Annotated in this window: 12 protein-coding genes and 2 pseudogenes; 9 read left to right on the top strand and 5 right to left on the bottom strand. The window is 33.3% G+C overall.

The features are described from left to right. Nucleotides 1-4: 4 nt before the first annotated feature. The 7 genes from ILT06_RS10670 (at nucleotide 5) to ILT06_RS10640 (ending at nucleotide 7,092) form a co-directional block, all read left to right on the top strand. Entirely contained in the window at nucleotides 5-1,963 is a 1,959-nt protein-coding gene (locus ILT06_RS10670; RefSeq protein WP_222655053.1) for a hypothetical protein, read from the top strand. A gap of 104 nt (nucleotides 1,964-2,067) precedes the next feature. Next, nucleotides 2,068-3,231 carry an acyltransferase family protein gene (locus tag ILT06_RS10665; protein ID WP_222655052.1) on the top strand — a complete coding sequence of 388 codons (1,164 nt, stop codon included), beginning with the start codon at nucleotides 2,068-2,070 and terminating at the stop codon, nucleotides 3,229-3,231. A gap of 94 nt (nucleotides 3,232-3,325) precedes the next feature. Next, complete coding sequence (locus ILT06_RS10660) at nucleotides 3,326-5,359, top strand: phage tail spike protein (protein WP_222655051.1); 2,034 nt, start codon at nucleotides 3,326-3,328, stop codon at nucleotides 5,357-5,359. Then, entirely contained in the window at nucleotides 5,359-5,757 is a 399-nt protein-coding gene (locus tag ILT06_RS10655; RefSeq protein WP_222655050.1) for a hypothetical protein, read from the top strand. The genes ILT06_RS10660 and ILT06_RS10655 overlap by 1 nt, the downstream gene beginning before the upstream one ends. 29 nt (nucleotides 5,758-5,786) lie before the next feature. Beyond that, a complete protein-coding gene (locus tag ILT06_RS10650) occupies nucleotides 5,787-6,038 on the top strand; it encodes a hemolysin XhlA family protein (RefSeq protein WP_222655049.1) in 252 nt (83 codons plus the stop codon). An 8-nt stretch (nucleotides 6,039-6,046) separates the two neighbouring features. Continuing rightward, nucleotides 6,047-6,259, top strand: coding sequence for a hypothetical protein (locus tag ILT06_RS10645; protein ID WP_222655048.1), 213 nt, complete (start codon nucleotides 6,047-6,049; stop codon nucleotides 6,257-6,259). Beyond that, nucleotides 6,259-7,092, top strand: coding sequence for a GH25 family lysozyme (locus ILT06_RS10640; protein ID WP_222655047.1), 834 nt, complete (start codon nucleotides 6,259-6,261; stop codon nucleotides 7,090-7,092). Before ILT06_RS10645 ends, ILT06_RS10640 begins: the two co-directional genes overlap by 1 nt. 32 nt (nucleotides 7,093-7,124) lie before the next feature. Here ILT06_RS10640 and ILT06_RS10635 read toward each other — a convergent pair whose 3' ends face one another. From ILT06_RS10635 to ILT06_RS10615, 5 genes and pseudogenes are all read right to left on the bottom strand, one after another. Continuing rightward, nucleotides 7,125-7,874, bottom strand: a complete 750-nt coding sequence (locus ILT06_RS10635; RefSeq protein WP_222655046.1) for a hypothetical protein — start codon at nucleotides 7,872-7,874, stop codon at nucleotides 7,125-7,127. Nucleotides 7,875-7,931: 57 nt separating this feature from the next. Continuing rightward, nucleotides 7,932-8,264: a hypothetical protein gene (locus ILT06_RS10630; RefSeq protein WP_222655045.1), complete on the bottom strand. Its 333-nt coding sequence runs from the start codon at nucleotides 8,262-8,264 to the stop codon at nucleotides 7,932-7,934. 88 nt (nucleotides 8,265-8,352) lie between these two features. Next, on the bottom strand, nucleotides 8,353-8,601 hold the full coding sequence (locus tag ILT06_RS10625; protein WP_222655044.1) for a hypothetical protein: 249 nt from the start codon (nucleotides 8,599-8,601) through the stop codon (nucleotides 8,353-8,355). Further along, a pseudogene (locus ILT06_RS10620) lies at nucleotides 8,579-8,824 on the bottom strand (LexA family protein); the annotation flags it as partial. The pseudogene ILT06_RS10620 and the gene ILT06_RS10625, both read right to left, overlap by 23 nt. 94 nt (nucleotides 8,825-8,918) lie before the next feature. Continuing rightward, a complete protein-coding gene (locus tag ILT06_RS10615) occupies nucleotides 8,919-9,752 on the bottom strand; it encodes a helix-turn-helix domain-containing protein (RefSeq protein WP_222655042.1) in 834 nt (277 codons plus the stop codon). A gap of 201 nt (nucleotides 9,753-9,953) precedes the next feature. Here ILT06_RS10615 and ILT06_RS33045 point away from each other — a divergent pair. Next, nucleotides 9,954-10,046, top strand: a pseudogene (locus ILT06_RS33045) (aspartate--ammonia ligase); the annotation flags it as partial. 188 nt (nucleotides 10,047-10,234) lie between these two features. Beyond that, complete coding sequence (gene hemH / locus ILT06_RS10605) at nucleotides 10,235-11,194, top strand: ferrochelatase (protein ID WP_088047842.1); 960 nt, start codon at nucleotides 10,235-10,237, stop codon at nucleotides 11,192-11,194. The last annotated feature ends 41 nt before the right edge of the window (nucleotides 11,195-11,235 follow it).

Here is an 11,235-nt window from a genome sequence, read left to right as displayed (position 1 = left end):
AGAGATGGCAGATGCACCTTTGATTTTATTAACAGACGAATTACCTGAGGGAACCCAAAAACTTAATCAAGGTATTAAGAATGCAAATGAAGCATTAAAGAGATCATTTAATGCGGAATCCAAGTCAAGTAATGCTATTAATATAGCAAGTAATACTATAAGTGTAGCAAATAATGCTGTTAATAAAGCTACTACAGCTGAAACGAGGGTTGATAATGTACAAAAGCAGTTAGATATACTTGTCGTAAGTGGAGATTCATCACCGGCTGCGGATCAAGCAAGTGTTGACACAAAAGGTAATAAAAAAACTTCATTAAAAGCTAGATTAGATGATGATTTTACAGAACTTGAATCTAAAACTAATTATAGTTTGATAAATAAAGCTAATGCTTCGTTCCCTATATATGTCCCGACGTATGAAGGATCTAATCAAACGACACATCCGAAGGTTAAATATTTCCCTGGAGGATGGAACGGTTGGAAGTTTTGGATGGCCCATACACCTTATCCAAGATCCAATGATAAGTTTGAAAATCCTTGTATTTCGGTGTCGAACGATATGATCAATTGGACAACTCCAGCGGGTCTTGTTAATCCGTTAGCTGAACCAACAGCAGAAGAACTGGCAAAAAAAGCACACTATAGCGATACACATTTAGAGTTAAATAGTAATAACATCTTGGAATGTTGGTATCGTTATAATGCAGGGGACGGATCAGAATATATTTATAGAAGAACTTCAAATGATGGGAAAACATGGGCACCTCAAGAAACCATGTATGCAGTTCCTTCAGGGAAACAATGCTTAAGTCCAGCCATTAGTATTGAAATTAATAGCTATAAAATGTGGTTCGTTAATGAAGCTGCAAATGTAATGTATATGGAGTCATCAAATGGATTTAATTGGACACAACCTGTCAAAGTAAACTACACATTACCTGGAATATATAGAGCTTGGCACATAGATGTTGTAAAAACGGATAAAGGCTACGAAATGCTTTTAAATGTATATAAACAAGGGGAAATAGCTCTTAATAATAAAATATTGATGTGTTCTCTTTCGCCAGACGGAAATACATGGGGAGATTTTGATATTTGTTTAACACCTTCACTTAATGCAGGTGCTTTTGATAATGGGCAAATCTACCGTTCTACTTTTGTGAAAGTCGATGGCTTATATTATGTGTTTTATGCCGGAATGGATAAAAACCTTTATTGGCATCTAGGATTATCCGTAGGAGAAAGTCTTAATTCCTTATCTGGTATTCAACCATCCACCGAAGATATAAACCTTGATTTTATAGCAAGGAATAATCTTAAAGTTAAATCTGGTAAAAATATTAATCTTGGCGATAAAGGTTCTATGTTAGCTGAGAATATCCTTAAATTGATTGAACCTAACGTGAACTCAGTTATTATGAAGCCGGATTCTAAATCAGAACGGTGGTCATTGCGAAACGGAAGTGATACACTTTACGCAGATTTAATTCTTAGAGCCTTATATGCAATTGCGATTGATGCTCTTGGTGGAACATTTACTATAAAAAATGCAAAGGAAATTAGATATGAAGGGACAAATCCTACATTTCGTTTAGTTAATACAGGTGTAGCCGAGGCTAGCTTTGGTATTAGCGATATGTCGAATACAGTAGACGTAAGAAACGGAAATGGAGATCAACTTGCATATTTACGCGCTGTAGGCATTCAATTTGCTGATGGCGTAAGTGTTCCCTCTAATGCTGCAAGTGGATGCTTTAGATATTTCGGAAGTGAAAAGAAACTGAAAATCTATGATAAAGAGTTCAATAACTGGTTTACATTACATCCAATTCGTAGAGGTTCGACCCGCTTAACAAGTAACTTAGAGCCAGGATTGCAGTTTTTTGATACCAATTTGAATAAGCCAATTTGGGTAAATAAAGATGGTAATGGATGGGTAGACGCTATGGGGAATCCGGTATGATTTTAGTCGAATAAAAATCTTGCATTTTATATTGTAATATATACTTATTTTCTTATATTATTAAATTTGTAAGTGATTACAGTATAAGGGATGGAGAGATTTATTTGAGATATAAAGAACTAGATTCTATGCGTGGGTTGGCAGCTTTATTTGTTGTCTTTAGTCATTGTATGTTAGTGATACCAATATATGGTGGTTACAAAGGTGGTTTGCCAGAACAAACCGCATTATCAATCATACTGAGAGACTCGCCTTTACACTTATTTTGGTCTGGGCATGAATCAGTAATACTCTTTTTCTTGCTAAGTGGTTTTGTTTTGTCTTTGCCATTTTATAATAAAAAACAGTTGTCATACGGGAAATATATTATTCGTAGAACGTGTAGAATATATATACCATATGTAATATCTATTATTTTTGCGATATCAATGTTTAGTATTTTTCAAACAGAAACGGACATAAATGGAGTTAGTGATTGGTTTAATAAATTATGGGATCACCCTACGAATATAAAACTAATTATATCTCATGTATTTTTTATTGGTGATTATAATACATACGCATACAATTCTGTTATATGGTCATTGGCCCATGAGATGAGAATTTCTCTTTTATTCCCTCTTTTAATGATTGTAGTTATGAAATTAGATTGGAAGAAAAGTACTATTTTAAGTTTAATAATTAGCTTTATCAGTCTACTGCTGGTTAGTAAATTAGGCGTTGCTAAAAACCACTATTTATATACGTTACATTATTTAACGATTTTTATAGTAGGCGCATTATTAGCGAAGCATAGATATGAATTGATTGGTTTATATAATAAAATAACTACTTTTAGTAAAATTACAGTCTTTATGATAGGTACTCTTTTCTACACATATAGCTTTTTATTGCCAAGTATGAAAATCATCCATAAAAATATAATAAATGAGTGGATGACCGTAATAGGGGCAGCGATTTTTGTCATTTTAGCAATGTCGTCAAATTTATTTAAGAAAATATTGTCAAAGAGATCAATAAATTATATAGGTGAAATATCTTATAGCTTGTATCTGTACCACATGCCAATTTTAATAGCTGTTATATATGTGTCTAATGAACATTTCCCTTTGTGGATTTCATTAGTATTGGCTATTGTTATTTCAATAATAGTGTCTAGTATTGCTTATTATTTAGTTGAAAAGCCATCAGTTAAAATAGGACGTAAGTTAAGTCAAATTAACTTTAAAAATAAAACGGAATATATTAATAACAGCAAAGTTAGCTAAGACTAGTATATTTCTTAACAAAATATGGTTTGAATATATTTATAAATCGAGAGAGACAATCGTCTCTCTTTTTATTTTGAATTGAGGTGATACATTGTTAAAACTCTACAACAAACAATTACAGTTAAAAGCGTATTTAGAAAATGCTTTTAAAATAAGTTACGAGCAGCAGTTCAACTCAATATGGACGGCTGCTTTTTCATTACCTTTAAATGATTTGAAGGACAAAGAAATAACAGCATTTGATTTCCTTGAACTATTTGATAATGGCAAACGTATTGGGATGTTTCGTATCCTTCCAAAAGAAACTGTGAAAAACGAGAATACAAAAACAGTAACGTATAAATGTGAGCACGTTCTAGCTACTTTGCTAAGTGACGTGCTTTTTCGTTACCATCAATTATCGAACTATACAACAAAAGATGTAATTGAATATCTTTTGAGTCAACAAGAGACTAAACATTGGCGATTAGGTAAATGTGATTTCACAAGATATTTTCATTATAGTTGGGAACATGAAAATACAATATTAGGTCCTTTATTTAGTGTCCCCAAACCATTCGATGAACCTCATGCATGGACTTGGGATGATTCAGTAGAAAATTATCCGTGGACATTGAATTTAGAGAAAGCAAGTAATGAAATTACCGGTGAACTTAGATTCAAGAAAAATTTAAAAGGGATTACAAAAACAGAAGATCCAACCGATATTATTACTCGTATTTATCCTATGGGATATGGTGAAGGAGTTAACCAGCTAGATATTTCAAAAGTGAATCCCACAAAGAAACCTTATATTGAAGCGCCAAAACATATTATTGATAAGTATGGAATTCAAAAATATATATGGGTAGATAAACGTTTTGAGAATGTAGACACTTTATTTAGTTCTGGACAAGCTTTATTAAACAAAAGAAGCAGACCGAAACTCACATATTCTGTTAATGCTATCGATTATGAACTAATAGATCCATACAAGTTTGAAAAATACGAATATGGCAAGTTAGTAAGGATTACTGATGAGGAATTAGGCATTGAAGTAGATGTACGTTTAATGAAAAAAGGTAAATCGGATGTTACTGGTAATCCGTTAAATATGAGCTTGGAAATTGGAGACCCAATTGAAGATTTAGGTACGACACAAGCTGACCTAGAACGTAGGCAAAAGATTAACGAAACGTATTCACAAGGTGCAACTAACATTGATTCACACGACTATAACGATAATTGTGACCCTGAGAACCCAGCTGTAATTAAGTTTTTTTTACCAGAAGATCTGGTGAATATAAACTCGCTGATACTAACATATGAGATTGAAGAATTTAGAGCGTATAGTAGGGCTACAAAAGGTGGAGGAGCAATTGTAGAATCTACATCTGCAGGTGGAGCTGTTGTGAATTCAACTAGTTCTGGTGGCGGTGTTGTAAACTCGACTTCTAGTGGTGGAGGATCTACTCAAACTTCCAGTTCTGGTGGAGGATCTACTCAAACTTCTACTTCAGGTGGAGGTGGTTCATTTACTAGTGAAGCAGGTGGAGGTGCAGTCCCAAGTACAACACAAAAATCATTTGCAGAGATGCATTTAATGTCTGGTGTTCCACAAAACAGTGTAGGTTCAGAGAATTGGGGATACCATTTACATGAGGTTGTTATTCCTGGTGATGCTTTTTCACATTCACATACTGTTAATGTTCCATCACATAAACATCAGGTTAATATACCAGCACATTCTCACAGTGTTAGTATACCGGCGCATACACATAGTGTGCAAATTCCGAATCATACACATCAAATTAATATTCCGAATCATACGCATGAAATTAATATCCCAAATCATACGCATACTATCAGCTTGCCTGACCATACTCATGATATTCAGCATGGGATATACAAGCTATCAGAGAAACCAAGTAGAGTAACAGTAAAGGTAGATGGAAATATAGTCCCTGTGGACTCTACATCAGCACAGAATATTAATCTTATCCCTTATCTATCTAAAGATGGTGGAGGGAAGATTGAGCGTAACAAGTGGCATGAGATAACTATTACGCCTGATAAATTAGGAAGAGTTAATGCCAATATTATTTCACGTTTATTCATTCAATCACGTATAGGAGGTACATTCTAATGAAAACAATTGAAATCCATACACAAGGTGGACTAAAGCACCAAGTACAAACTGAAGTATATGATGCACAAGTGCTCAATGATCAGTTAAATAGTAATGATTTAATCACGGTATTGATTGGTGATTTTATTATTCAGCGTATCGATGTGAAACGTATTCTTCCATTAAGTATTTTCAATGTGGAAGGTACTAAAAAGGTAGAAGTTCATACGAACGGTGGTAAGGTAATTGAGATTACGACAAATGATTATGACCCAATTTTTATAAATGAACAATTGAACAATAGTAATACTATTACGGTTGTAATTGGTGATTATATTTTTTCTAGAATTGATGTAAAACAAATCGTTCCTGTGAAAGAAGAACCTATTGTGGAAGAACCAACAGAGCAGTCATAAGCTGGTCTTTTTTTATTGCCAAAAAGGAGATGGGAAAATTGCCAGAACATGAAAACCACGATGATTTTACAAAAGTAATCATCGGATTAACAAGGGTAGAAACAAAAATTGATGGGCTTGGTAATGTCAGGGAGTTAGCAATTGAAGCACAACAGTCAGCAAAAAGTGCACATTTGCGTGTAGATCGTTTAGATAAATTAGTTTTTTGGATGGGAACAACAGTAATCGGTTCACTTATTGCTGGAGCAATCGCATTGCTTTTTAAATTTGCAGGAAAGTAGGGAGAATGATGAAAGAAAAACTTAAAAATAGAGGTTTATGGGTCGCTCTATTTGCTTTGTTAGGGATGGTATTAATGGATACTATCCCTCATTTTAATCTAGGACGATATCAGGAATATGTAGATGTAATTCTATTCATTTTAGCTGCTGCGGGGGTTATTTCAAATCCATCAGCTGGTAAATGGTTTGTTGATAATCAAAACGAAGGGGAATATAAATAATGAGACATATCGTTGATATTTCAAAATGGAACGATAAAATAAATTGGCCTGTTGCAGCACCACAAATTGAATTGGCTATTTGTCGTGTACAATACGGTTCAAATCTAGTAGATCATTTATATAATGAGCATGTAACTAAACTGGAATCATACGGTATTCCACATGCTGCATATGCCTATGGGTGCTTTGTATCAGTAGCTGATGCAATTGTGGAAGCAAAAGACTTTCTAGCAAGGGTAAATCCTAATGCTAAATTCTTAGTTTTAGATGTGGAAGACGATACAGTAAAGTCGATGAAAAGCAAAGGGAATCTTAATGATTTAGCTAAAGCATCGCAAGCGTTTATTAATACATGTAAAGCTGCAGGGTGGAAAGTAGGGTTTTATGTAGCTCATCATATGTACGGTGAATACAATTTACAGAGTGTACAAGCTGATTTTGTATGGTTGCCAAGATACGGTACAAATGATGGCAATCCACAAAAGAAACCATCTTATCCTTGTGATATCTGGCAATATACTGATAATGGTCATATTGATGGTATTGGGAAAGTGGATATTAATTTGTTAGAAGGAGATAAAACGTTAGGGTGGTATATTAACAATGTCCACGAAGTACAAGCATCTAAACAAAATATTATCCAATCAGGAGCTTTTTCACCATATGAAACGCCAGAGGTTATGGCAGCATTAACGTCTGTTAAAATGACAGCGGATTTTATCTTACAATCCGATGGATTAACATATTTTGTTTCTAAACCAACATCAGATGCGCAATTAAAAGCTATGAAAGAATGGCTGGATTGTAAAGAATGGTGGTATGAAGATAAATAAAAAGGACCGGCTCTTAATTGAGTCGGCTCTTTTTATTTAGTTTGGATTTCTGATCTATATTTATTAGGTAATGTTTTAACATGTTTCCCATTGAAAAATTTCCATTTTGGATCATCTTTCAGAACGTAAAAAACATCTTTAGTTACATAATACCCCATGTTTTTTAATAATAAATATAAAATAATATCAAAAGTCCTAAATAATAAACGGTTAAAGGAATCTATTTCTTTATGTGTTTCAAATCCAATTTTTCCATTCTCATACTGTAGTTTATATTCCTTAATTTGCTTCATGGACGGATGTATAAATTGTGATAGTAAGGAGTAAAGATCATTTGTATCTGCAATCATAAGGTCCGTTAAACCTTTAAGTTCATTAATAGGACTAATAGAAGAACGAGGAATTTCTTTATATAAGTAATCCAATTTTTCTTCTAATGTTTTTCCATGGCATATCTGATCGACAGCTGCATATTTTATTACCGCTTCTAACATATATCTTAATTCTCTCTTAGAAGCATTAAGCAATATTTCTCTAGATACCATATCTATAGATATTACTGAACCCACTAAATCAGCACAGCCGAATATTAAAGCCGATTCTTTATATAATGTATAATCTCGGCTAGTAGCTAATGAGATTACATAGAGTCCTTTACTGAAATCGTCTATTAAGGTCTTTGTATATGCAGATGATTGTTTATAGGGTTGAGAATCCTGTACTTCTTCCTCATACCATTGTCTTTTCTCATCTAAAGATTTTTTATCAAAAGAATTTGTCATTATAATTCTCCCTTAATTATATTTCTATTTAACAAATGAATATTGCAATCAGTATTTTTATAAGTCCGATATTCTTCTAACTTGTTTTTCTTTCTTTTTAAAATCCTTCTTATATTGTTTAAACTCTTCTTTATCCACATAAAACTTCTCACCTGTAGCTACATTCTTTACTAATCGTGTCTTCATGAAAAAGAATTTTGTATAATAGTAAACTAAAAATGCCACTAAAGAAAAAGTGAAGGTTGGAATGAATAAAATAACCGCAACAATTATTAATGCAACATCTACAGATGAATATATTGGCTTTAAAACTAATCGTTTCCCAGCTGTAGCTTGAGCTTGTTCTAATTGTTGCATACGTTGTAGCGATGCTACAGTATCATAACTCATGAAATAACCTCCTTGAAGTAATAAGTAAATCATACCAATTTTACGTAATAACTGTAAATATTACATTTTGTAAATTTGGAATGTGCATTTAGAGATTTTTTGTGCGCTCGAGGAGGTTAATTACTTGTTTATGTTTCCCTTTTAATTCTTCTAAAGAAATTTTTACCGCACTAGGATTGTCTAGTAAAAATTGTTTATAGCCGTGATGTTCATAAATAAGATGTGCAATTTCTATGTGATTATTGTGGTGGTATAACAGATGCCCACTTTGTTTTTGAGCCAAAATTATTTCTCTAATCAATTTGTCCTTTTCAAATGCTATTGGATTGATAATCATGTTTAAATCCTCCTTGTAAGATTTTAATTGTACGAGGTTTAGATGGATCTCGCTGAATATAACCTTTCTCTTCTAAGTGCATTAAATGCCCATGTACTGTGGAACTAGAAGCAAGTCCAGTAGCTTTGCAAATTTCCCTAACAGTGGGAGGGAATCCGTTTTCTATGACCTTTTCTTGGATAAAAGTTAATATTTCAGCTTGTCTACTTGTTAATGGTTGCATGGTGTATACCTCACTTTATGTATGGAATATCTAACCATATAATACCAAGTTGTTGAGAAAAAAATCAAACATTTGTTCGTGTTTTTAGGAGGTATTATATCCCCATAAACTCTTTATCAAAGTAGAACTTGTCCATTAAGTTATTTACAATCCCGTTGAAATAAGCAAATTTACCCTTGTTCATTTTTGTACCAACTTTAATTTTCATAACGAACTCTTTAATCGCATTTAAGCCGATGGTAAGCTCCTGGTCTTTATCAAATGCTTTATCACCTGTAGAGAAGTTTGTAACTTTATTACACTGTCTTACGACCTTCCACAGTTCTTGAATTGTTTTTGATTCACTGTAAAAAGAGCTAACTAGAGAAATAAAACGTTCTGGTACCCAGTGAGCAACAAAATCAGCTTGTTCAATATTCTTTTCTGGAGTATTGCTATTCTCATTACTATTACGTTTGTTTTTATCTTTTATATTTTGTTTTAAGGAAACAGGGGTTGTTTTAATGGTAGGACACTTTGTAGGACTTTTTGTATCTACCTTGTTGGACACTTCTTCCACAATTGGTTGAATAATAATAGCATTAGAAGTTTGCAGCATATCTTTTGTACGTTTCATTGCCACTTGTTTAACCATCTCTAGATCCACAAGTTTCTTCATTAAACGTTGTACAGTTTTATATGAAACCTCCATTTTTTCAGCTATTCTATTTTTGCATAGGAAACTAACGCCTACATATTTACAGCTGTGACGCTTTAAAATTTCAAGTAATGTAATAAGTTTTGATTGTACGTCAGTACGTTTAATAGACATACGGATAGTGTCTCTATATGCACGTACAGTTTTATTAAGTTCTTCTACTTCTTTAAATGTAGAAAGATTGTGGAAGGATTCTTTAGTTGCGATAACATCGATACGTTTCTTTTTCATCATTAATTAGCCCCTTTGTATAAACAAAAAAGCAACAGAATGCCAAGTGTAAGCAAACTGTTGCTAAGGAGCTCTTACGTACTGTAAAATAGTCCGTAAGAGTACAGCAAGTGTTTGCCTATCTAGAGTAGGCGGACGGTATATAGAGTGTTGGTAGCACTTTATATACACGCTGTGCTCTTTTGTTGTAGTTATATGGTGTTCGGTCAATTAATGACTGGTCCGCAGCTTTTAGCTCATTTAGCGCAAATGCATGTTTGGTTTAAAGAGTATGGGGTAAATATTAAAGAATAGAAGAAAAGCGACTTACATAAAAGTAAGTCGCTTTTCTATTAAATAAATTGTCAAATGAAATTCAAAATCATATTAGAAAGAATACTTATTTAGAATAATTATTTTGACGTACTTATTATTAGTTGTTATAATTGGAAACAAATGTTCTTGAAAAAGATTCTCATTTATAAAATTGAGGTGTTATATAGATGACAAAGAAAAAAATAGGTTTACTCGTAATGGCGTATGGAACGCCAGAATCATTAGATGATGTAGAAGCATACTACACACATATTCGCCACGGGCGTAAACCTTCAGAAGAAGCGCTCCAAGACTTAATCGGGCGCTATAAAGCGATTGGCGGAATTTCACCACTTGCAAAAATTACGAAAGAGCAAGCGCATAAATTAACAGATGCAATGAATAATATGTTTACAGAGTATGAATTTACTTGTTATGTAGGCTTAAAACATATCGCTCCATTTATAGAAGATGCAGTAGAAGAGATGAAAGAAGATGGAATTGAGCAAGCGATTAGTATCGTATTAGCGCCGCATTATTCTACATTTAGCATTAAAGCGTATAATGACCGTGCTATTCGTCTTTCAAAAGAAATCGGTGGCCCTGTTATTGAACCAATTGAACAATGGTACGATGAACCGAAATTTATTTCCTATTGGGCAGATCAAATAAAAGAAACATTTACAAAGATTGAAGATAAAGAGAAAGCAGTCGTAATTTTTTCAGCACATAGTTTGCCAGAGAAAATTATTTCAGCAGGGGACCCTTATGTGAAGCAATTGCAGCATACAGCAGATTTAATTGCGGGGGCTGCCAATATTCAAAACTATACAACGGGTTGGCAAAGTGCCGGAAATACGCCTGATCCATGGATTGGTCCAGATGTGCAAGATTTAACGAGAGATTTATATGAAGAGCATGGATATGAATCTTTCATATATTGCCCAGTTGGCTTTGTCGCAGCGCATTTAGAAGTTTTATATGACAATGATTACGAATGTAAAGTTGTAACTGATGAGTTGAATTTGGCATATTTTAGACCAAATATGCCAAATTCACAACCTGTATTTATCGATTGTTTAGCTGAAATTGTTTCCAAAAAAATGAAGGAAATAGTTGACAAGAATTTAGTTTTGAATAATAATTAGTTTATAATAATTTTAAATAAATAATAATTACTATGAAAGAA

Source organism: Bacillus sp. 17RED48 (genome assembly GCF_019837545.1).
Classification (GTDB): Bacteria; Bacillota; Bacilli; order Bacillales; family Bacillaceae_G; genus Bacillus_A; species Bacillus_A wiedmannii.
The sequence above is the reverse complement of the archived record's forward strand: the minus strand, read 5'-3'. Positions and strand labels throughout refer to the sequence as shown.